This is a genomic window from Paenibacillus pectinilyticus, from assembly GCF_001700435.1.
In the GTDB taxonomy this organism is placed as follows: Bacteria; Bacillota; Bacilli; order Paenibacillales; family NBRC-103111; genus Paenibacillus_E; species Paenibacillus_E pectinilyticus.
Genome location: NZ_LYPC01000026.1, coordinates 206,068 through 229,956 on the forward strand (window position 1 = coordinate 206,068; position 23,889 = coordinate 229,956).

General features: G+C 46.8%; 18 protein-coding genes. 16 read left to right on the forward strand and 2 right to left on the reverse strand.

The window, feature by feature from the left end; all coding sequences use genetic code 11:
• Positions 1–32 precede the first annotated feature (32 nt).
• From A8709_RS21365 to A8709_RS21415, 11 genes are all read left to right on the forward strand, one after another.
• Positions 33–1,973, forward strand: a complete 1,941-nt coding sequence (locus A8709_RS21365) for a glycosyl hydrolase family 28 protein (RefSeq protein ID WP_065854915.1) — start codon at positions 33–35, stop codon at positions 1,971–1,973.
• Positions 1,974–2,382: 409 nt separating this feature from the next.
• Positions 2,383–3,678: a glycoside hydrolase family 16 protein gene (locus tag A8709_RS21370; protein WP_208607722.1), complete on the forward strand. Its 1,296-nt coding sequence runs from the start codon at positions 2,383–2,385 to the stop codon at positions 3,676–3,678.
• Positions 3,679–3,875: 197 nt separating this feature from the next.
• Positions 3,876–6,158, forward strand: a complete 2,283-nt coding sequence (locus A8709_RS21375; protein ID WP_065854917.1) for a glycoside hydrolase family 3 C-terminal domain-containing protein — start codon at positions 3,876–3,878, stop codon at positions 6,156–6,158.
• Positions 6,159–6,202: 44 nt separating this feature from the next.
• Entirely contained in the window at positions 6,203–7,081 is an 879-nt protein-coding gene (locus A8709_RS21380; RefSeq protein ID WP_244163278.1) for a metallophosphoesterase, read from the forward strand.
• 189 nt (positions 7,082–7,270) lie between these two features.
• Positions 7,271–8,242 (forward strand): N-acetylglucosamine kinase, encoded by a 972-nt coding sequence (locus tag A8709_RS21385; protein WP_065854921.1) that lies wholly within the window; start codon positions 7,271–7,273, stop codon positions 8,240–8,242.
• A 12-nt stretch (positions 8,243–8,254) separates the two neighbouring features.
• Positions 8,255–9,139 carry a MurR/RpiR family transcriptional regulator gene (locus tag A8709_RS21390; protein WP_065854923.1) on the forward strand — a complete coding sequence of 295 codons (885 nt, stop codon included), beginning with the start codon at positions 8,255–8,257 and terminating at the stop codon, positions 9,137–9,139.
• A gap of 166 nt (positions 9,140–9,305) precedes the next feature.
• Positions 9,306–10,664, forward strand: coding sequence for an extracellular solute-binding protein (locus A8709_RS21395; protein WP_141692607.1), 1,359 nt, complete (start codon positions 9,306–9,308; stop codon positions 10,662–10,664).
• Positions 10,665–10,764: 100 nt separating this feature from the next.
• Complete coding sequence (locus tag A8709_RS21400; RefSeq protein WP_065854925.1) at positions 10,765–11,664, forward strand: carbohydrate ABC transporter permease; 900 nt, start codon at positions 10,765–10,767, stop codon at positions 11,662–11,664.
• Between the two features lie 24 nt (positions 11,665–11,688).
• Positions 11,689–12,525 (forward strand): carbohydrate ABC transporter permease, encoded by an 837-nt coding sequence (locus A8709_RS21405; RefSeq protein WP_065854927.1) that lies wholly within the window; start codon positions 11,689–11,691, stop codon positions 12,523–12,525.
• Between the two features lie 36 nt (positions 12,526–12,561).
• Positions 12,562–13,467 (forward strand): N-acetylmuramic acid 6-phosphate etherase, encoded by a 906-nt coding sequence (murQ, locus tag A8709_RS21410; RefSeq protein WP_065854928.1) that lies wholly within the window; start codon positions 12,562–12,564, stop codon positions 13,465–13,467.
• A 167-nt stretch (positions 13,468–13,634) separates the two neighbouring features.
• Entirely contained in the window at positions 13,635–16,019 is a 2,385-nt protein-coding gene (locus A8709_RS21415) for a polysaccharide lyase 8 family protein (RefSeq protein ID WP_141692608.1), read from the forward strand.
• Here the strand turns inward: A8709_RS21415 and A8709_RS21420 are convergent.
• The gene (locus tag A8709_RS21420; RefSeq protein ID WP_065854932.1) at positions 15,994–16,800 is read right to left on the reverse strand and encodes a helix-turn-helix domain-containing protein; all 807 of its coding nucleotides are present in this window, start codon (positions 16,798–16,800) and stop codon (positions 15,994–15,996) included. The two genes, A8709_RS21415 and A8709_RS21420, sit on opposite strands and share 26 nt — an antisense overlap.
• 158 nt (positions 16,801–16,958) lie before the next feature.
• Between A8709_RS21420 and A8709_RS21425 the strand changes: the two genes are divergently transcribed.
• The 3 genes from A8709_RS21425 (at position 16,959) to A8709_RS21435 (ending at position 20,102) form a co-directional block, all read left to right on the forward strand.
• The gene (locus tag A8709_RS21425; RefSeq protein ID WP_065854934.1) at positions 16,959–17,768 is read left to right on the forward strand and encodes a phytanoyl-CoA dioxygenase family protein; all 810 of its coding nucleotides are present in this window, start codon (positions 16,959–16,961) and stop codon (positions 17,766–17,768) included.
• Positions 17,769–17,944: 176 nt separating this feature from the next.
• A complete protein-coding gene (locus tag A8709_RS21430; protein WP_065854936.1) occupies positions 17,945–18,973 on the forward strand; it encodes a LacI family DNA-binding transcriptional regulator in 1,029 nt (342 codons plus the stop codon).
• Between the two features lie 7 nt (positions 18,974–18,980).
• The gene (locus A8709_RS21435) at positions 18,981–20,102 is read left to right on the forward strand and encodes a glycoside hydrolase family 88 protein (protein WP_065854938.1); all 1,122 of its coding nucleotides are present in this window, start codon (positions 18,981–18,983) and stop codon (positions 20,100–20,102) included.
• Between the two features lie 1,179 nt (positions 20,103–21,281).
• On the opposite strand, the gene A8709_RS21445 is transcribed toward A8709_RS21435, so the two are convergent.
• Complete coding sequence (locus tag A8709_RS21445) at positions 21,282–22,202, reverse strand: aldo/keto reductase (protein WP_065854942.1); 921 nt, start codon at positions 22,200–22,202, stop codon at positions 21,282–21,284.
• Positions 22,203–22,352: 150 nt separating this feature from the next.
• Between A8709_RS21445 and A8709_RS21450 the strand changes: the two genes are divergently transcribed.
• Complete coding sequence (locus tag A8709_RS21450) at positions 22,353–22,739, forward strand: MerR family transcriptional regulator (RefSeq protein ID WP_065854943.1); 387 nt, start codon at positions 22,353–22,355, stop codon at positions 22,737–22,739.
• A complete protein-coding gene (locus A8709_RS21455; protein WP_065854945.1) occupies positions 22,736–23,845 on the forward strand; it encodes a GntR family transcriptional regulator in 1,110 nt (369 codons plus the stop codon). Before A8709_RS21450 ends, A8709_RS21455 begins: the two co-directional genes overlap by 4 nt.
• Positions 23,846–23,889: the final 44 nt, after the last annotated feature.

Sequence of the window (23,889 nt, forward strand, 5' to 3'; positions counted from 1 at the left end):
TATCATCATATTCAGGTTTCACAGGAGGAAAAATGTCCAATATTGTTCATACATGGTCCCCGCCGGCAGGAGTAGCAATGAATCCTACCTTCACGGTTCAGATTAAGCCATCTGATGAGTCGAGGTGGACCGATTTATTCGTTTACAATGTGATTTTAGGTCATCAAGATGGAACAAAGTTTGATTCTTCCATGGTGATTTTTGATTTCTCCGGCTCCATAGACGTCAAAGTCACCTATCATGGTGGAGCAATGAACGGCTATGATATCAGGCCCAGTTCATATGGCATTGATGCTGCGCAAACCGGAGATACGCTCACGTTCACAACCACACAGGACGATGATTCTCCGCGCAAAATCGTCATCCGTATCAACGACAGCTGGAATACGGAAAACCTTCACATCCTTACCAATCCATTGGAAACGGATGTGCCCGCTGAAAGTGCGCCCAATGTTCACCTTATTCATCCCGGAGATGCGATTCCTTTGCAATTACCGGAGGGGAAGGACACGTATTATTTTAAACCTGGCCTGCATACCTTGCCGAGAGGTTCTTGGGTAGAGGTTGACCTTGGGGCAGTGTATGCGATTGATCGCATTGATCTCGGGCAGACGATACTCAAAATGCAGGGGCTAGGCATGGAGCCAATCTCGTACCCGAATAAGTTCCTTGTGGAAACGAAAGTGGAGGCCAATGATTCATATACCCTCGCCTATGATGGTACCGATAATACGCTTGAAGGATATATAACAAGTTCGTTTCCCCCAAGAGAAGCCAGATATGTGAGGCTCATGCTTCTAGGAAGCAACGTTGCTTCAGGCTGGGTGTTCAGTAACTCCATTGGTGAGTTTAAAGTTTATGAAGCAGGGGGTGGCACTACGAATCTGGCATTGCATCGCGCCATTGCAGGAGCTATGCCCAGCTACGTCCATGCCGTTGATGGGAATGAGCATACCCGTTACGGAACAAGTTCCAATTATGGGAACTGGCATTCGGGTGAATCCTTCTTTATTTCACAACCTCATACGACCGTGTATATGGCTCCTGGCACTGTGTGTTACGGATCGATATCTGCTGACGAAGTGGATCATGTGACGGTAAGAGGCCGTGGGATTCTCGATGGCAGTCAATTGCAGCATACCAATCCGACTCCGGGCGAAGGCAGGACGGGGGCGATTTGGTTAAGCGGCGGCAGTGATAATCGAGTCGAAGGCATTACGATTATCGATCCAACCATGTGGGCTGTAGTGATGAACTTTGCGACAAGACCCGTTGTCCAAAATATTCATATTATCGCCTATGAAGTGAATGCGGATGGAATCCATTTCAGTGGATCAAACCACGGTCTCATTACAGGAGTATTTATTCGAACGCCTGATGATGATATTGTGATGTACCACTATGGCCCAACTTCCCATAATACGGTGCAAAATAGCGTGCTGTGGGGGGATGACGCGCATGCCATTCTCATTGGTCTGGGTAGCGTACCAGATGCCCATATCTCCGATTTAACGTTTCAAAATATCGATGTGCTGAATCAGCAAGGCGTGTACATCCTCGATAAGTTTACGGGCGTGTTGAAATTATGGGCAAATGGGAGCAATGATATCCGAAATATCGTATTTAAAGATATTCGAATCGAAGCTTTTAGAGATCCTTATAAAGCCGCCGTGTTTCAATTCCGAACCGATGAACGATTCCTTGGAGATGGAGACGGGGGAGTCATCCACAACATAACGCTCGATAACGTCACCTATCAGGGTAGCGGGGAACAGAAGGGTTTAATCAAGGGTGTAAATCAGGCTTCTTATGTCAAGGATGTTTATTTCAAAAATTACCGAAGACAAGACAGACAGGTGACAGATATCAGTTCCGGTCATATGGACATACAGGCGCATGTATCGCATGTTCGATTTGGGACAGAGGAAGATCAGTCGGATGACGCGGTTCCGGCTCAATACAGCGGTAGTTAAGGTAGTTGAAAGTGCTTATTAGTTCGAATACCTTCTGTTTCGCAGGAATAAGCAAGCTGTATGCGCCTATTCATTGCATAGGCGCCTCAAAGGTAGGTTTGCGCAGAACATAAGCACGTTCTGAGGTTTTATCACGCGAGATGATGCGCTAATTTTAAGAATAAGCACCTCGGGCGTGCGTATTCATCTGTCAGCGCCAAATTTGAAGGACCTAGCCTCTGGCTAGGCCTTTTTCTTATGAAAGAAGACCGAATTATCGTAGGAATCTAAAGAATCTTAGATATTTTGCCGGAAAGAAATGCCTATATAATAATGGCGTAAACGTTTACTTGAGACAGAGATGGAACTTGAGCTTGAGACTGACAAGGAGGGTAGCAGTAATTTTGAAGTGCGTTCAACCAACACTCCCATGGGGAAAGGAATTGTGATGACGATGAAGACGAAAATGATGAGCTGGTGCCTCATGCTTGTGGTTCTGTTAACAACGCTAATGCCACTAAGTGTATCTGCTGCTGATTTCCCAGCGAACCCAGTCACCAAAACAGGGTATACCCTTGATTTTCAAGAAGAGTTTAATAACACAACGTTGGATACGAACAAATGGCTGCCGTACTATTTGCCTCACTGGACAACGCCAGCGGATCGGGAATTAGGTGCCAAAGCGCGATATACCATTGCCAATGGTTCCTTGCAAGAGCGTATTGATGCTGACACACCGGCGTGGAACCCAACCTACGATTCTACGGTCAAAATCTCCAGTATTCAGACGTATGAGAAGGATTATTGGCATAAATTCAACGGCTCGATGCCGAATAATCATCACGAAGCTGACTTTAATGGTTACAGCACGATGTATGGCTATTTTGAAATGAGAGCGAAAAATGCTAATGTTGGCGGCGGTGGACATCAGGCTTGGTGGATGGTAGGTACGCAGGATACGAGCAGTGCTTCGGCCAATTCTGAAATCGATATTGTGGAGACATTCTTCTCCAAGCCTAACACATGGAGAATCAACGGATACGGTTGGGGTGATCCGACGTTTCTAGACCACTGGGAGGGCTTTGAAGATCCTGTGCCGTATGGGGATCAATCTTCCGAGTATCATATTTATGGGATGGAATGGTCGCCTACCCAGCTGAAATTCTACTATGACAACGTGTTGTACAAAACGATTAATGACGCACCCAACATGCCGATGGGGATGATTCTGGGGATTTATACCGATGCAGGTTCAGGCGTGCACAATAATGTGTGGCCCAAAACGTGGAGCGTCGATTATATCCGTGTATGGAAGCCGAATGGCGGCTATCCGACGCCGTACTATCGTATCAAAAACCATCAAACGGGCTTGTATATGCATACGGATAATCTGACTGGCAAAATTGAGTACGGCAATGTGCCGGCAACCGACCTAGGCTCCCAATGGTCGAAAGAAACAACAGAGGGCTATACGAGATATAAAAACAGATTAACAGGCCAATATATGCATATTGAAAATTTGACGGGGAATGTCCAGTATGGCACAGTGCCGGCTACCTATTGGAGTTCCCAATGGACAGAAGATGCCGTCTCCGGCTACACCCGCATCAAAAATCGTTGGAATAGCACCTTTATGCATACCGAGGATAATACGGGTTATGTGCAGTACGGCAGTGTTCCGACGACGTATTGGACTAGCCAATGGACATTTGAACCCGTCAGCTAATAATTGCATGTATCGAAGAAGAAGGCGCCCTAAAGCCATGATAATGGTAAAGGGGGTCTTTTTTTGATGACCTCTGGCCGCGTATAAAAGGTTCCACAGGATCGTACAATTTTTCTATGTATTTTACCATAAAAGAAAGCGTATCCATGAAATAATACAAGTTGTACGCACTTCACTTTCACAAGGAGGATTTAACAATGAAACGGGATATTCAAGCGCTTATTGCTCAGATGACGTTGGAAGAAAAGGCTGGTATGTGCTCCGGTTTGGATTTTTGGCGGTTAAAAGGTGTGGAACGCCTTGGCATTCCTACGATTATGGTCACAGATGGCCCGCACGGTTTGCGTAAGCAGCGGGGTGGCACCGACCATCTAGGCATATTCGATAGCGTGCCCGCCACCTGTTATCCTTCCGCCGCTGGTATGGCCAGCTCGTGGGATCGAGAACTGATCGGCAAGGTTGGCGTGGCACTCGGCGAAGAATGCCAGGCGGAAGACATTGCCGTCCTGCTCGGGCCAGGAGCCAACATCAAACGCTCCCCGTTATGTGGACGCAACTTCGAGTATTTCTCCGAAGACCCGTACCTTTCCTCAGAAATGGCGACCAGCCATATTCAAGGTGTGCAAAGCCAAGGCGTCGGCACGTCGCTCAAGCACTTCGCGGCGAACAACCAGGAGCATCGGCGCATGGGTGTGGATGCCGTTGTCGACGAACGCACGCTTCGCGAAATCTATTTGGCGAGCTTCGAAGGCGCGGTGAAGAATGGTCAGCCTTGGACGGTTATGAGCGCTTATAACAAAGTTAATGGAACATTTGCATCCGAAAACAGCTATTTGCTGACCGATATTTTGAAAGAAGAGTGGGGCCACGAAGGCTTTGTCGTCACGGATTGGGGTGCAAACAACAATCGGGTAGACGGTCTTGTTGCTGGGCAAGAGCTGGAAATGCCTTCAAGCGGCGGTCTGGGTGATCGTAAAATCGTCGCGGCAGTCCTAAGCGGCATGTTATCCATCGAAGCGTTGGATCGTGCGGTGGAGCGGATTGTGCGCATCATTTTCATGAGCGTAGACCAGAAGAAACAAGATGCTTCGTACGACCAGGATGAACATCATCGCTTGGCACGCACGGTTGCAAGTGAAACAATGGTGCTCCTGAAGAATGAAGATAACTTACTTCCATTAGCACAAGGGAAACGCGTAGCGGTCATTGGTGCATTTGCTCAGAAACCGAGATACCAAGGCGGCGGCAGCTCGCATATTAAGCCGACCCAAATGGATGTCCCCTTAGAGGAAATCCAAAAGCTAGCGGGTGATGGGGCAACCATCGTGTACGCGCAGGGCTACCATGCAGACAAAGATGATCTCGACGCGAGTCTGATCGATGAAGCAGTTAAAGCGGCCCGCGAAGCCGATGTCGTGATCGTGATAGCAGGTCTTCCCGACCGCTACGAATCCGAGGGTTATGATCGCAAGCATTTGCACATGCCTGCGAACCAGAACCAGCTGATCGAAGCGATTGCAGGTGTACAAAGCAATGTTGCCGTCGTGCTTTTGAACGGCTCCCCGGTTGAGATGCCTTGGATCGGCAAAGTGAAATCGATTCTTGAAGCCTACTTGGGCGGTCAGGCTGTAGGCGGCGCGATTGCCGATGTCCTCTTCGGTGTAGCGAATCCAAGCGGCAAGCTGGCGGAGACATTCCCGATGAAGCTGAGTGACAACCCATCGTTCCTCTTTTTCCCAGGAGAGGGGAATCGCGTTGAGTACCGGGAAGGAATTTTCGTTGGCTACCGCTATTATGACACGAAGGAAATCAAGCCGCTGTTCCCGTTCGGATACGGACTGAGCTACACGACTTTTGCCTATGAGAATCTGACCATCGACAGCACGGAAATTAAGGATACTGACTCGGTAAATGTGCAGGTGACGGTGCAAAATACGGGAACTCGTGCCGGTAAAGAAGTCGTCCAACTCTATGTTCGCGATGTGGAAAGCACGGTTATTCGCCCGTCGAAAGAATTGAAAGGATTCGCCAAGATCGAGCTGCAGCCTGGTGAAAAGAAGACCGTAAATTTTACGCTTGATAAACGTGCCTTCGCCTATTACAACACGCAGCTGAAAGATTGGCATGTTGAAACTGGAGATTTTGACATCATGATCGGCCGCTCGTCGGAAGACATCGTCTTAACCAGCACACTTCAGGTTCAATCGACGGTTACCGTGAAAATGGTATGCGATCGAAACGCGATGCTAAGCGATCTATTGAGTGATCCGCAGCGGGCGCCGATCGTACAAGGTTTACTTCAGCAGTTTCAGGAGGGCGTGGGCGTTTCCATGACGGAGCTTCAGTCCACAGAAGGCATGGGAGAAATGTTCGCCGAGATGATGAAGTATATGCCGCTGCGCAGTTTGGTTGCATTCAGCCAAGGAGCCTTCACCGATGAGATGCTCGACGGGCTTGTGTACCAATTGAATCAACTGTAAGGACTAGATGAGATCGGGAATAGAATTGGTAATCGGTCTGAATTTTGATATATGATAGAGATATGGAAAACTTTGAGAAAATGAGTCGCCGCTCCTTTCTGAAGAAAGGGCTTTGGTTTGGCGGTGGATTGCTGTCAGTCCCCCCATTCGGTTATGGGTATGCCATTTGGGTAGAGCCTCGTTGGCTGCAAGTCGAGCGTATTTCGCTGGCGTTTCCAACATTACCAGAAGCTTTCAAGGGACTGCGTGTGGTGCAGTTTAGCGATTTGCATTTTGGCTTCCATTTGGATGTAAATCAATTAACCCGTGTAGTTGAGGTTATTCAGGCGGAACAACCAGATATTGTATGCTTTACAGGTGATCTAGTCGATTATGCCGTAGGTCAACATGGTAAAGAAATGCGAGATGTGTTGAAGCGAATCCAACCAACATACGGCTGCTTTGCTGTCCTTGGCAATCATGATTATTACGGTAATGCCAATGAAGTTGCGAGTGTTCTAGAGGATGGCGGCTTTCATTGCCTGCGCAATCGTGGTGTTCGGATACAGAAAGACAACCAATCGATTTGGATGGCTGGCGTAGAAGATATGTGGGAGGGTGTTCCTGATCTCCAAGCTGCCCTGCAGAAGATGAACAAAGAAGAGTGGGTGCTCTTGCTATCCCATGCACCTGATTTCGCTGATACTGCCGCCGCGTCACCCGTCCAATTGCAACTCTCAGGACATTCCCACGGTGGTCAAGTGAGGCTTCCATTCATCGGACCGCTCGCCTCGGTGCCCTATGGAGTCAAGTATCCGTCCGGGCTGTATCACGTGGGGCCCAATAAGTCACTTACGCTCTATACGAATCGAGGTATCGGTGTTTCGGTGCGACCCATCCGGTTTATGTGTCGACCTGAAATAACGGTCTTCACTTTGATGTAAAAGAAGTCCTAATGCAGCTAGCCGCATTAGGGCTTTTTTGTAATGTGGACGCTCATCTGGAATGAGCAATATGGTCGATGAATGTCAATGAAATATAATTTCAGTATTATTAAAATATTATTGACATGTTATTTTAGAAATCATATAATTTGACATATACCGATACTAACTACTTGGAGTGATCCGAAATTGCCATATATCATTGGGATTGATGGGGGCGGAACCCAAACAACATGCGCCTTTCAGAAGGTAGAGGAGTACGATCCGCTATCCAAACCTCAGAGAGAAGTGAGCGTTGGAGCGGGTACGAATGTACTTACGGTTGGTATGGAGACAATGAAAGCAAGACTTCACGATCTTATACAGAAGGGTCTGATCTTGCATGGCATCCATTCCAGAGAAGTGATTGGGATTTGTGCAGGCCTTGCCGGTACGCGGCTGGAGGAGAATAGACTAGTCGTTGAGCAGGTATTGGAACAAATAGCAAGAGAATTAAATCTTCATGAGGACATTATCATTACCGTGAAAAGTGATTTATATGTTGCTCTCCGCGGGGCGATGCAGCCTGAGCATCGAGAAGGTATCCTCGTCATATCGGGGACAGGATCGAATGCGATCGGTCTGTCACGAGCCGGTAAATTAGTTTTTAACGGCGGTTGGGGCCATATTTTAGGTGATGAAGGAAGCGGTTATGCCATTGGACTTCAGGCACTGAAAGTCATCTGCAAAGCCTATGATCGAAGGGAGTCCCCCACACAGTTAACGGGTATCATATTGGCCTCACTAAAGCTTGCAAGTGAAGATGAGCTCATTCATTATATATATGGTGGTGCTCCCAATAAACAGGAGATTGCCAGATTAGCTAGGCTAGTCATAGACGCATCCAGACAGCTAGATCCAGTAGCGGTGAGAATCCTGAACGAAGCGGGTAATGAACTCGTTGAATTGGTCCGCGGATTACGATCCAAGTCAGACGACTTCGACGAAGCAACACCTGTTACAGTCGCAGGATCCATTTTAACGTACTCGGATATCGTAAGAAATCAATTCATTGAGGGTTTGAACGTACATAGACTTGGCCGTTATGAACCTCCGTTCGCTGAACCAGTAGACGGTGCAGTGAAAGTAGCTATGGAAGCCATCACTAAACAGAACCAATAAGGGGAGAAGCTTATGGCAGACAACCACCTTGCCGAGTCTTTGACAGGCGGTTTAATCATGCTGAATGAAATTGCGGAACAACTACCGCCTTCGGAGCGCAAAATAGCCCTTTATATCATTGAAAATCCCCAAGAAGCGATACGCAGCACGGCCAATGAATTGGGCGAATTAAGTGCGACAAGTGCATCAGCGGTTATCCGATTGTGCAAGTCGTTAGGCCTCAGCGGATTTCAAGAATTAAAGCTGAGAATAGCGGGGGATATTCGCAATACCTCAGAGACTGATTTTACGGACTTTGTTGCCCAAGAGACACAGCAATCCATCGTTCAAAAAATTACGAATAACAGCATCCGCTCCTTGCAAGAAACCGCCGAGATTATGAATTATGAAGCGTTAGCGCGAGCTGTCGACGTGTTGAAACAGGCTGATCGCATTCATTTCTATGGCATAGGAGCTTCTGGTGTCATTGCGCAAGACGCCTATCTGAAATTCGTACGCATTAATCCATCCGCCACATCCAGCTCAGATTATCATTTATCTGCCATGCTGGTAGCGCAAATGGGACCGACGGATGTCGTTGTCGGCATTTCTTTTTCGGGAGAAACCTTTGAGGTAGGCAAAATCTTGGAATTAGCCAAGCAAAAGGGTGTAACAACGATCAGCTTAACCAGTTACGGTTTATCGCCGATCAGTGAAATGGCAGATATTAATTTATATGTGTCATCTAAGCAAGAAGAGGTATTTCGAAGCGCGGCAACGTCATCGCGTCTTGCTCAGCTGCATGTCATTGATATTCTGTTCATGTCGGTGCTCACAGCAGATTATGAGAAATCGATTGAATTGCTTGATGAAGTTCGACTAGGGATAAATTTTGTTAAACAGCGCGCTAAAAAGTAGTAAAACGTACCCAAAAAGAAACAGCGTACAAAAAGAAGTCTTTCCTTGCTTCTTTTTATATATAATCCTTAGTTTTCCCATATGAATACTGAGGATGTAATTACACAGCAGAGATTCTTTTCGCACAATGATGTCATCCATTCTATTAAAAAAGGGGCTCAATGGTATGAAAATGAAGTCAATCAGTGCAAGTCTTATGGGTGTTGTGGTAACGGCTGGATTAGTGACTGGCTGCGGTACATCTACATCGAAGCAAGAAGCGAGTCCCGCTGTATCTTCTGCGAAACCAGCCGAAACGGCCAGCGCGAAAGAATTGACAGGGGAACTGGAAATTCAGTACTTTGTCGGCGGCTACGGAGATGCTTGGTGGAAACAGTCCATCGATGAATTTCAGAAGCTAAATCCGAAGCTGAAAATTACGCAAACCGCTGGACCGACGATTAACGAGCAGATGAAACCACGTTGGATTCAAGGTAATCCACCTGACCTGATGTTTATCAATGGAGCGGGCTCTAATGCAAGACAAATGTTTCTCGATAATCAATTGATGGATCTAACCGATTGGCTCAAGGATGCGAAGAACGTTGATGGCGAGAAAATCACGGATATTCTGTTTAGTAAGCCCGAAGAATACCAACCAGGTAAAGCTTATACCTTGCCGCTTGTATTCGGCTCTTACGGCACGTTCTATGACAAAGCTGAGTTGCGCAAAAATGGCTGGAATGAGCCGAAGGATTGGGCTAGCTTCATAGATACGATGCAGAAAATTAAAGATTCAGGCAAAATGTCACCTTATATTCATACAGGGGTGTACCCACAATATATCATTGGCGGTTTGCTCAATTCAGCGATTGTGGCGGCAAATGGCAGCGACCCTTCCATCATTAATAAGATCAATTCGCTTGAAGCCGGCGTATTCAAAAGCCAGCCTGTCATGAAAGCCTTGGATAAATTAGTCGAGCTCAATTCCAAGGGTTTTATTGAGGGCAGCTCCGCAGCACTGAATCATACGGATTCTCAAATGCAATTCCTACAGCACAAAGCGGCATTCATCCCGAATGGTCTGTGGCTCGAGAATGAAATGAAGAAGGATATTCCGGCAGGTTTTGAATTTGGTTTCATTCCTTCTGTGGTTCAAGATATAGGTGGCAAAGCCATTATTATTCCTTCTACAGCAACAATGGGTATCGCGAAAAAGGCGAAAAATCCAGATGCAGCGAAAGCGTACCTCCAGTATGTCTTCACGAAGAAGCAAGCCGTTGCCTGGGCTGAACTAACAGGTTCCGTACTCAATGTGAAAGCCGATTTAAGCAAATCGGATAAAGTAAGTTCCCTTGTAAAGCAAGCCAGCACTTATTTCTCCTCTTCCGATGTTGTTATTGCACCTGTTCCTGTTCTTGCAGAAGAACTGTTCAAGATTGAGAAAGATGCGACATTAGCTTTGGTTACGGGCAAGATTACGAAAGACGAGTGGGCAACACGTCTCGAGGATGGCGCAGCGAAACAACGCGAGAAAAGCAAGTAAACATTCATAAGCCAAGAAGGGATGGATACTTCACTTCGGTAACTTGAGCGAAGTATCCATTCTGCTTTTCTAATGACAACCTGATAGGAGGAAGGCTGTATTGAAACTAGGGTCTAAGCTACAGCGAAAACTGTTTGTCGCATCGTTTATTTTGCCAACACTGATCCTCTACTGTATCTTTCTCGTTTATCCGATGTTGAAAGGGATCTACTTAAGCCTATTTGATTGGTCTGGTGGTTCTGAAACGTACAATTTCATCGGGCTCGATAATTATAAGAATATGTTCCATGACGAGGTCATCCCCAAAGCGGTTCGTAACGATTACATTTTGGTGATTGGCAAAGTGGTTGGTTTTATGATTCCTTCCTTACTGCTTGCTGTTGCACTTACACGTTTCAAAATCAAAGGCGCAGGCTTCTACCGCTCTGTTTTTTTCATCCCGAATGTCATATCGGTCGTTATTGTTGGTGTCTTGTGGCGGTTTATTTATAATCCGAACATCGGATTTGTGAACTCTTTGATCTCGCGTGTGACAGGGAAATCTTTTCAATTTGCTTGGTTAGGTGGAAAATGGTCGATCTTCGCCTTACTGCCAACGTCCATATGGGCGGGGATTGGGTTTACGATTATTTTGTTAATCGCGGGTATTCTCAGTATTCCGGAATCTTTATATGAATCAGCGAACATCGATGGCGCGCAGCAGTGGCAGCAATTTTGGCAAATAACCCTCCCCTTAGCTTGGGAGCAGGTCCAAACTTCCGTCATCTGGATTGTCACGACAACGCTCAGCGGTTCCTTCGTCATTGTCAGCATTATGACCTTCGAAGGCGGTGTTGATAATGCTACGCAAGTGATGAGCTCCTACCTATATGCCCAAGCTTTCCATTACGGCAATTTCAGTTACGGCGCAGCCATCGGGGTGCTGATCTTGATCATCGCGTTAATTACAACCATCACGCTCCAGCGTCTGATGAAGAGAGAAACCATCGAATTGACATAAGATAAGCAGGAGTTGAGCAATTGAATGAGACAATCTAGAATTCAGACCTGGAGTATGACTTTCATTCTCGGCATTTGGACATTATGTGTGCTATATCCGCTATTTTGGACGGTTATTGCTTCCTTAAAGGATAATAAGCAGTTCCTCTTAGGTCGACCTTGGGCGCTGCCGAATTTTCCATTGCTTTTGGCGAATTATTCCTATGTGTGGGAAAAATATAAATTCGGGCATTACTTCATCAATTCCATCAGTGTAACGACCGTAAGCACCATCTGTGGTGTGTTACTATCAGCGACAACCGCCTATGTCATTGCGAGATTTGCTTTCCGAGGAAGCAATCTTCTCTTTCTCTCCTACTTAGCTTATAAAATGATTCCAGCCTTCCTAGGCATTATTCCGCTCTTTTTCCTTATGAATGATCTTCATTTGACCAATACGCTTAGCGGGTTAATGTTGATATATGCGATAACCGCCGTGCCGTTCGGTGTGTTTATGCTAGTAGGTTTTTTCAAAACGCTGCCCAAAGAGCTCGAAGAAGCAGCAGCGATCGACGGTGCCAACCATTACGGTACATTTTTCAGAATCATGCTTCCGCTTGCGAAGCCAGGTCTTGTATCTCTAGCTATTGTCACGGTCTTGAATATCTGGAATGAGTATATTATGGCCTTGGTTTTCATCAACACGCCAGGGAAATACACGCTGCCTGTCGGTATTGCGGTCATGCAAGCCGAGATGCAATATCGCACGGAGTGGGGTCCTTTGTTTGCAGCATTAACCATCGCCATGGTACCTGTGCTTGTGTTCTATTTTATTTTCCAAAGACAGATTACTGGCGGCATGACAGCAGGTGCAGTGAAGTAGCAGATCATCAGGATGAAGGGAGTTTACGAAAACACCATGACTCATAAATTAACGACAGAACAGCGTAATGAGCGAAGTGCACAGTTGGATCAATTAAGCACTATCGAGATTATTACGTTAATGAACGAAGAAGATCAGCAGGTACCTTTAGCCGTAAGAGAGGCACTTCCACAAATCGAACGCGCCATTGAGGTTATTATTGAGAAACTGGCGAATGGAGGTCGACTCTTTTATATTGGAGCTGGAACGAGTGGAAGACTCGGTGTTCTGGATGCTGCGGAATGCCCGCCTACCTTCGGCACGAACAAAGAGCTGGTGACGGCGATCATAGCCGGGGGTTCACAGGCGATCTTCGAAGCCGTAGAGGATGCGGAGGACAACGAGGAAGTTGGAAGAAGCGAGGTACGTAAACAATTAACCAATCGTGATGTGTTGTTTGGTATTGCTGCAAGCGGCAAAACGCCTTACGTATTGGGAGCTGTGCAGGAGGCGAAACAGTTAGGCATACTAACGATTGGCCTCGCATGCAACGTGAATACACCGCTAGGCGGGTTAGTTGATTACCCGATAGAAGTGAGTGTTGGACCCGAAGTGGTGACGGGCTCTACCCGACTCAAAGCGGCAACGGCTCAAAAGTTAATTTTGAACATGATTTCAACAGCTACCATGATTCGTTTGGGCAAGGTCTATAAGAACCTGATGGTGAATGTGCAGGCGACCAATGACAAGCTCCGTCACCGTGTTATTGATATTGTGATGGAAGCGACACCGACGAACGAGGAGGAGGCACGCCGCTCCTGTGATTTGGCGAATGGGGACGCGCGTGCGGCTATTTTGATGCTGCAATTTCAAGTCGATTACCCGACGGTGATGCAGGCACTGCAGAAGTCAGGCGGCCATTTCGGCAGGGCGCGAAGTCAGTTGATGGTTCAAGGAGAATAGCAGTCATACAGATGCAGCTTAGTTACAGAAACCGGACAAGGGTTACTATAACTAGGCTTTCTTTAATCATGCCCTGCGCATAAGCACGAAAGGGGGTGAAAGTTAATAAGTAAGTTTGATCGAACGTTGATAGTGGAGCTTTTAAAAAAATGAGAGAAGGTGTTTGTATGGCTGTTAGATGTAAGCAGGGGTTTCTATGGTCTCTTATTCTTGTTTTGTTCGCTTCAATCGTGCTTTCGATCTCGTCCCAAAGGGCTTATGCAGCAGATGAATATGATGGTTTACGTACGAAGTGGAAAGGTCTTCTAGCAGGTGATTCTTACAATACGTCGGATCCCGATATTGCAGATCAGATTACCGCTATCACTGCAACGGCTAACGGTTATTGGACAACTCTGAATACGAGTGCGAGCCGGACTGCATTGTGGACAGATCTGACAGATTGGACCGTCTCGAGTACACTGACAAGTACATACAATCGATTGAAGAGTATGGCGCTCGCCTATGCGACTGTTGGATCTTCTTTGTATGGAAATGTAACGCTTGCCAGCGATATTAATGGTGGACTGGATTGGATGTATACGAACAAATATAACGAATCCAAAAACCAAAGCGATAATTGGTGGGACTGGCAAATCGGTACGCCTCAACTTCTCATGGATACAGCCATTTTGATGTATGACACGCTAAGTGCGACGCAATTGACGAATTATTACAAACCGATTGATAAATGGGTTGCCGACCCAACGAAGAGATACAACTCAACGACTGTAGAAACGGGAGCTAATCGTTCGGATAAAGCTCAAGTTGTAATTGTTCGTGGCATTTTGGGCAAATCTACGACCAAAATTGCCCAAGGCAGAGATGCCTTAAGTCAAATTTTTCCGTATGTCAGCAGTGGGGATGGCTTTTATACGGACGGATCCTTTATTCAACATACCAACATTGCTTATACCGGTAGCTACGGAAATGTGTTGATCGCTGGGCTTTCCAAGCTACTCTATGTGCTTAAGGGGTCTACATGGGAAGTAACCGACGCGAACGTTAGTTATGTCTATAACTGGATAACGGAGGCATATCAGCCTTTGATTTATAAAGGTGCCGTCATGGACATGGTTCGAGGAAGAGCGATTTCACGTGAGGATCAACAGGATCATATGATTGGGAAAAGTGTCATGGCATCGATCGCCCGTCTAGGGCTTTCGGCTACGACAACGAAATCTAATTTATTCAAAAGCCTGATTAAAGCATGGGTACAGCAGGATACGTCCTTTCCCAATTATTATGCCAATGTAGCGATTTTTGATATTACGCTGCTTAAATCCATCCTGAGTGATACGGCGGTGACTCCTGCTGCTGAGCTTACCTCAAATACGCAGTATGCGGAAATGGCTCGTGTTGTGCATCTGCGTCCAGGATTTGGGTACGGGATCAGTATGTCTTCTAGTCGTATTGCTCGATATGAATCCATCAATAGTGAGAATCTGCATGGCTGGCACACGGGAGATGGGATGACGTATCTGTATAATGGCGACATTAACCAATTTGGTCAAGGATATTGGCCGACGGTCAATCCTTATAGACTGCCTGGTATTACGGTTGATCCCGTTACGTTAACGAATGCGCAAGGAAATGTTTCCGTATCCACGTATAATTTCGTCGGGGGCGTAACAGATGGTAATTACGGAGTGGCAGGCATGCGTTTTAGCTCCATTGGCTCTGATTTAACGGGCAGAAAATCATGGTTTATGTTCGGGAACAAAATCGCGGCACTCGGCAGCAGTATTACGAGCACCTCCGGTAGAACGATTGAGACGATTGTCGATAATCGCAAGTTGAACACGAGCGGAACAAATACTTTGACCGTTAACGGAACCGCTAAGTCAACGAACGCGGGCTGGTCTGAAACGATGACGGGTGTAAATTGGGCGCATTTGGATGGTAATGTAATAGGTTCGGGTATTGGCTATTATTTCCCAGGTTCGGCAACCGTGTATGGGCTGCGGGAAGCTCGGACGGGTGCTTGGAGTGATATTAACACGCGATATAGCTCCACGCCGATTACGAATTCATACGCGAGCTTGGCGATTCAGCATGGCGTGAGCCCTACCAATGCCAGCTATGCCTATGTAGTGCTTCCGAATGTAACGGCCGCACAGACGCAAACCTATGCGAGTAATGCCGATATTACAGTGCTGGAGAACTCGGCCGATGCACAAGCGGTCAAAGACAGCAGCTTGAATGCGGTAGGCATTAATTTCTGGAATAACATCACCAAAATCATTACGGTTGATGGTGCTAATTATCTCACGAGCAACAAGCAGGCTTCTGTGTTCACGAAGGAATCAACATCAGATCTGGAGGTTGTTGTAGCAGATCCTACACAAACGAATACGGGCACAATCGCTTTGGAGATCAACCGCACGGCGACGGGGATTAACTCGTCAGATGCCACTATCACCGTGACGCAGCTGAGTCCAACCATCAAGTTGACGGTGAACGTGAGTGGGGCGAATGGTAAATCGTTTAAGATTTCGCTGCAGAAGAAGTAGCATCTGTTGTTCGATGTTCTTTCATAAACATGCTCGGTGTCATGCCTTGCCATTTGCGGAATTGATTCGTGAAGTGGTTATAGTTTTGAAAACCAACATCATAACAGACCTCAGAGGCGCTGCGCCCTGTATAGGACAGCATCAAGGCCGCTTGTTGAATCCGCATGCGATTCAGCGTATCGATAATGGAGAGGCCGGTGCTCTCTTTAAAAAGATGAGATAATCGCGAAGGGGAGAGCCCCACGGTCTGCGCCAGTTCTTCAATGCGAATATCTTCGCGCATCATTTGGGAGAGCAAGTGAAGGACCTCTTCGATGCGTGGATCCATTTTGTGAATCGTTTTCTGGGCCATAAGCAGCAAGATTTCGCGTATGGCATTACAGCAGAGCTCGAACCAATATTCGCCGCGTTCACGAGAATCCGCCAATATACGGCTAAACGCCTGATAAATCCGCTCCTGTAAGGATTCGTTCTCGATGGTCAGGAACACCTGATCTTCCTGTGGAAGCAGGCTGGTCTCGGTTAGCATGTTTGGGAAATGTGTCCAAACGAATTGCCAAGTATGATGTTTCACTGTGCCATAGTGATGGGGCGTTCCGGGTGCCAATAGAATGATATCCCCTTTGGTACAGACACGTTCTACACCTTGGTGATAGACAAAGCCTGCTCCCTCCAAAGTGAACATCACTAACCAATCATTTTGCCCATGGGGGCGTTTCACCCAATACGTATCTGGCTCTATGAAGTGGCCCGCGATCAACTGGTTCGTATGCAAGGTCATGCCGAAGTTTCCTTTCGTCTCATGCTCAAGATGGTTTCTAGTATACCATGAAATAGCAGGATAATAGGAGTGATTAGCAAGATTATTACTTCTCTGATCTTAGGGATTTCGGTATGCTGAAGACATAAGAAATGAGGTTGAAGCAGGAGGGAACAGCGATGACGAAGTTGCTCAGCAAATTGACTAAGGAACAGAAGGAGCATTTTGATACAGAAGGATATGTGATTGTAAAAGGGTTGTTCTCGGAGGCGAACTTGGCTGAAATTGATGAAACCTTTGAAGCGATAAGCCATCAGCCGGTCCCTGGTTATTTTGAGCCAGAACTGAATTCGGATACGACGGACCCGTTAAAAAGGTACCCGCGTGTGATGCATCCGCATCGCTTTAATGAGACAGCCAAAACCTATATGCTGCACCAGCCAGTGTTAGAGGTGTTAGCAGATTTATATGAGGAAGAGGCACTGGCAGCGCAAAGCATGTTTTATTACAAACCGCCAGGTTCCAGAGGGCAGGCGCTTCATCAAGATAACTTCTATTTGCAGGTGGAACCGGGCAATTGTATTGCTGCTTGGACGGCGATTGATGCCGCGGATGAGGAGAATGGCGGGTTGCTCGTCGTCCCCAAAACGAATGATTACGAGATTTCCTGCCCAGACATCGCAGACTCGAAAGAGTCATTCACGACGCATTATGTGAAGCCGCCCAAAGATGAGAAGGCCATGCCCGTCGTTATGGCGCGAGGCGATGTACTCTTTTTCAATGGTAATCTGATTCATGGCTCGTATCGAAATAAAACGAAAGATCGTTTCCGCCGTGCGTTCATCTGCCATTATGCCAATGCTTCTGCAACCCATATTAGCAACCATTATCGACCTTTGTATCGCGGCAATGGAGAGCCTGTTTCCTTGGAAATTAACCCAAGCGGGGGGCCATGCGGCGAAGAGTTTGAGAATGTGTATCCGCATTAAATGATCATCCTAGAGAACCGTTCGATGGCTGGAGTTATGGCCGGGAACGGTTCTTTTTGCTGAGGTCAGAGGGGCTGCATGATGAAAATATGAAAGGATTTCGCTTGACACATTAAACGTTTCAATTTAAGCTAATAGGGTATGTTAAACGTTTAACCAACGGAGTTGAAACACGTATGAGCAAACCAAAACAAGTGACCATTGTAGAAGTGGCAGCAGCAGCGGGTGTGTCGATTGCTACGGTCTCCAATGTGCTGAATCGAGGTGGGATTCGTTCGTCCAAAGAGACGATTCGCAAAGTCGAATTGGCCGCAGAACAATTGGGATATCGCCGGAACACGATGGCAGCTGGATTAAGTCGGAACAAAACGTTTGAAATCGGTCTCATTGTTCCTGGATTGACGAGCTATTATGGACGGCTTGCGGAGCATTTGCAGATAGAAGCGCACCAAGCGGGCTATCACTTATCTGTCTTTTCCTCTGGGGGATTCGATCCCGCGATCGAACGAAGGAATTTAGAGGTTTTGCTGCAGCGAAGAGTTGATGGGCTCATTTGTCATGGTTTAGCGATGGGCATGGAATCTACACGAGCCATTGTCAACAGCGGCACACCTTTGGTGCTCATTAACGGCTGGGGTTGGCCTGAAGATATCGCCGTCGGCGCTGTCAATTTAGGTTTTGCCGAGGCTTGCAGACAGTCAACGAAACTGCTTGCCGATCGCGGATGCGAATCACTAGTTTATGTGGGCAGTAAGCATTCCAAAGTGATTGATGAACAACGCCGCCTTGGTTTCGAGGCAGGCATTGAGCAGTTGAATCGCCAGATTCCTCATCACATCGTTGACATGAAGGAATTGGATGTAGAGGCTTTTCTTCAAGAGGAAATAGCGGGTCAGCAACAGCGAGTGGGCATCATTGCTTTTGATGATCATGTTGCTTTAAAGCTCCTTTCAGCTGCGAACAAATTGCGTATCGACATCCCTGAGCGCCTTCAGATGATTAGCATTAATAACAATTATATTGCGATGCATAGCTATCCTGGCATTTCAAGCTGGGACATCCCGTATACCCTTCAGGCTCAAATGGCCATTCATAAATTGCTGCACAAATTCGGACATAGCGTGGAGACAGGGGAGGAACGGGAATTTGAAGTCCCCCTTACCTTCATCGAGCGTGAAACAACCCAATTAAACGATATGGAGTGATACTCAGATGTGGAAACAGGCGATTGAGGATGCTTTGGCAAAAACGAAAGTGAATATTACGCGGTTCGGCGATTTGTTCCCTCATGTCAGCGAGAATGATATCTATGATTTGAATCCGAATACGGATTGGACAGATGGCTTCTGGTCAGGCCTATTGTGGCTAAGCTATCAATACAGCGGAGATCAAGCGTTCCAAGAGGCCGCTCAGAAAACGGTTGCCAGCTTTAAACAAAGACTCGCGGACAATGTAGCTTTGGATCACCATGATATTGGCTTCTTATATTCCTTATCTTCCAAGGCACAATGGATTCTTGAGGGAGACGAAGACGCTAAACAACTCACCCTGCAAGCGGCAGACGTGCTCATGAAACGTTGGAGACCGAAGGGCCAATACATTCAAGCATGGGGACCTGAGGGTGATGAGCAAAATGGTGGACGGATCATTATCGATTGCCTCATGAATCTGCCACTGCTCTACTGGGCGTATGAAAAAACAGGCGATGCCAAATACCAAGAAGTCGCTGTCGCACACGCCGATTTATCGCGCCGTTACTTGGTGCGTGGGGATGATTCTTCGTATCATACATTTTATTTCGATCAAGAAACGGGCGAGCCGCTGCGTGGCGGAACTGCCCAAGGCTATCACGATGGATCTACCTGGACGAGAGGGCAAGCTTGGGGAATTTATGGCTTCGCGCTATCCTACCACTACACCAAGAATCCACTCTACTTGGAGACGGCAAAACGCTTAGCGCGTTATTTCTTCGACCGTTTACCGGAAGATGACGTCGTATACTGGGATTTTAATGCCCCTGTGAATGCCGAGACCAAGCGGGATAGCTCCGCATCGGCCATTGCTTCTGCAGGCGCTTTGGAAATTCTGGAGCATTTGGCGGCTGATGACCCAGATCGCGCTTATTTGGAAGCTGGCGTGCAGCGCTCCATGGCTGGTTTGGTGAAATCCTACGCCACCATTGGCAAAGAGGATGCACAGGGCTTGCTTGAGCGCGGCTCGTATAGTGTGCGCGGCGGTGCTGCGCCGGATGACTACGTCATCTGGGGCGATTATTACTATTTAGAGGCGCTGCTTCGCCTTGAAAAAGGCTTTAAAGGCTACTGGTACGAATAAGTAGCTTGCAGCGCAGTGTTGAATTGAAGCAATTTGATGAGAAGTGCTGCGCTCGTGGCAAATTTGGGGTTAAAGGGGAGACCTTTCGCAGGATTGCGGAAGGTCTTTTTGTGTAAGTCGTGTGAGTTGGCGCCTGACCCGAAGCCGAAGCCGACCCCGACCCCGACCCCGACCCCGACCCCGACCCCGACCCCGACCCCGACCCCCGAACCCGAACCCAAACCCAAACCCAAACCTGGCCCCGAGCCCGCCACGATAATCTAAAGGGGAGTCTAAGTCTAGTGGCCATTGGATAAGTCCACTGTAATGCCTTAAAAACGAGCTGATTTATGCATTTGATTGGACAAATCCAGTCAAACTAACGAAATTCGGTCTTTTTCGGCCGATTTAGGAAGACACCACTGGATATATCCAATGTACAAGCCTTTTTCTCATTCATTTAACCAAAAATACTGGATATATCCAGTGAACGAGGCAATGATACTGCGCACTGCTTACTCGCGCCTCAACAAATGAAGTTGAATCTTTTCAAACAGTAGTCCAATAGCAAATGCCTCCCACTACAATTTCTTATTTTAACTACTATTTCTTGACCCCGAATCCGTAACCCGTAACCCGTAACCCGTAACCCGTAACCCGTAACCCGTAACCCGTAACCCGTAACCCGTAACCCCAAACCCCGAACAATGGATAGATGGATTTTATGTAGTTATTTTTCTCGGAAAACTAGAAATATACCGAATAGATGGATTTCCTGTAGGTAAATCAAGCATATTTCGTCAGGTTGGCCATTTTGGGGGTAATTAACTGCACTTTTTCCAGTTAAATTAAATTTCGAGCGAAAACCATGGAAAATAGATGAATATTTTCCAGTTATTTAATCTCAATTTAGCAATTGAATTTCGAATGCGAATTTATCGGAGCAAAATGAAAATTTGTGAAGTGATTTTAGGTGCGGAGCAGATCCTGTAGTTGTTAGTTGCTACGATGCGAGTTGAGTGCTTGCACGATAATAGGATGATTTCCTATAATTCAGCCTTGAACTTGTTTTTCTATCTTTTTAGATACGAGTAAATAACTATATGGAATATTTTCTGATATTTAGTTAAATAAAAACCGCCAACCCACGAAAAACCAATAAGGTTTTCGTAGATTGGCAGCTTATGCTACGCAGTCTTTCTATGGCAAGATCTTACCGCCAGCTTGGTAGATGGCGTACCATTCCTCACGCGTAAGTGGGATCTCGGAACCTTGGCAGGAATCCTTCAAACGGCCAACGTTGGTTGTACCTAGTACAACTTGAATTTTTGCTGGGTGACGCGTAATCCATGCAACGGCAATGGCTGTGTTGGTTACACCATATTTGGCAGCAAGGCTATCGATCAATGTGTTCAGCTCTGGGTAGTTCTCGAGGTCGCCAAGGAATGGGCCGTCGAAGAACGCTTTTTGGAACGGAGACCACGCTTGTACCGTCATATCATGCAGACGGGAGTAGTCTAGGATGCTGCTGTCACGGTTGACAGATTGATCGATATTCATGTTCAGTGCGATACCGGAATCAATCATTGGCGTATGCGTGACGCTAAGCTGAAGTTGGTTGACGACGAGCTTCTGGTTGACGTGCTTTTTGAGCAGCTCGATTTGCAACGGAGTGTGGTTGGAAACACCGAAGTGTCTAACTTTCCCGCTGGCATGCAGTGTATCGAAAGCTTCGGCAACTTCTTCTGGCTCTACAAGGGCATCAGGGCGATGAAGCAGCAAGATATCCAGATAGTCCGTGTTTAGTCGCTTAAGGATGTTATCTGTCGAAGAGATGATATGCTCCTTGGAGAAGTCGAAGAAACCTTTGCGGATTCCGCATTTGCTTTGCAGCACCATTTGCTCACGAATACTCGCGTTCATGCCAATCGCTTCTGCGAAATGCGTCTCACACTCGCCGCCGCCGTAAATATCAGCATGATCGAAGAAATTGATGTTTTCCTCCATAGCGGTGCGGATGAGGGTCTCTGCCTCCGAAGTGGAGAGCTGCTTCAAGCGCATGTTGCCCATGATGATGTTGGATACTTTCAAATCAGTTCCTTTAATGTCTATATATTTCACAATTGTTAACTCCTCTCGATTGGTCTTCCCTATTAAAGATAAAGGCTAGAGTGCACTTTATGTCAACAGTATGCCACTAGATTGACAAAATATAATTGCTGGAGTAAGTTCAAAGCACAGACAGGATGCAAAAAGTGAGGGATTGGACGTATGAGCTATACGATCTCGCAAGTAGCCGAGAAGACAAATCTAACTATCCATACCATTCGCTATTACGATAAAGAAGGATTGCTGCCTTTTATTGATCGAATCAATGGTACGAGGGTATTCCAAGAGCAAGATATCGACTGGATCGATCTGATTTGCTGTTTGAAGAAAACGGGCATGCCCATTAAAGATATTCGTACGCTCATTCAGCACTGTATGGATAACGACGCGGTGTTGGAGAAAGGTGTTCAAATCCTGATGAGGCACAGAGAACACGTCGAGGAGCAAATCAAAGACATGCAGAACAATCTGAGTACCATTGATTACAAAATTAAGCATTTGCCTCGCATGTATAAGGAAAGATTTTCGATGGGAGCAGGCTTACAATGACAACCTACCCCTATGAACGTATCAAAGATGAAATCAAAACGCGCATCATGGCAGGCGAATGGCTTGGTGAAGAAACAAGGCTGCCATCTTCGCGTGATTTTGCCAAATATTATCATTCAAGTGTGAATACCGTGGAGAAAGCGATCAAGGAGCTATGCGCGGAGGGACTGTTGAAGCGAGATAACCGAAGGGGCACCTATATCGATATAGGTTTAGTTTCACCGGGCAGCCAGCAGGGACGTTCAGGCCTAGTCGCCGCTTCGGTCATCGGGATTGACAATCCGCTGTGGGCAACAGCCCTGCGCGGTATTGAAGACGTGCTGCATCTGCACGGGTATCACCTGTTAAGCTATAGTGATGATCGCAACCTCGATAAGCTCGAGTCGTTAATGAAAGGGGCCGTCGCGAAGAAAGTAGATGGTGTGATTCTAAGCCCTATTTTTAATGAAAAGCATGAGGAGCGTAATCAACGTCTGTATCAATTGCTGCAAGATAGCGGCATCAAGGTTGTGTGTCTGGACCGCCATTTATATAACAGCGACCTTCCTTATGTCACAAGTGATAATGTAGCAGGGGCGTATAAGCTGACGAAAATGCTGCTCGAAAAAGGTCACAGACGTATTCTCTTTATTCGGAATTCCGATGTGAGCACGTTCTTCGAACGGTTGCTTGGCATGAAGCAAGCTTTTCTCGAAGCGGGCATCTCGTTTGAAGCGGATCAAGATGTGCTGATCCCAACAACGTTTGAGAATTTCGAGGATGAGCTAGTCGCGTATAGTTATGAGGTTGCGACGTTGATTCAAGAGAGCTCGTGCACCGCTATTTTTGCGGCAAATGATCAAATTGCTGAGGCCGTTATCGCAGCGACTGAGCTGCTGGAGATGTCGGTTCCACAGGATATTTCCCTTGTGACGTACGATGCGCTGAATGTGAACCGTAAATTGAAGCTCAATATAACAGGTGTGAACCAGCCTTTCTATGACATGGGACGAGCCGCTGCGATGCAGCTGATGCACGAGCTGAACGGGAAGGATCATTTCTCGGTGCAGGGCCAGATCTGCAAGGCGGATATGCATGAGGGCAACACGATTAATACAGTGAAGTGATACAAGAGGTTGAACGCTAAGTTAGGCGAAATAATAGGCACAGG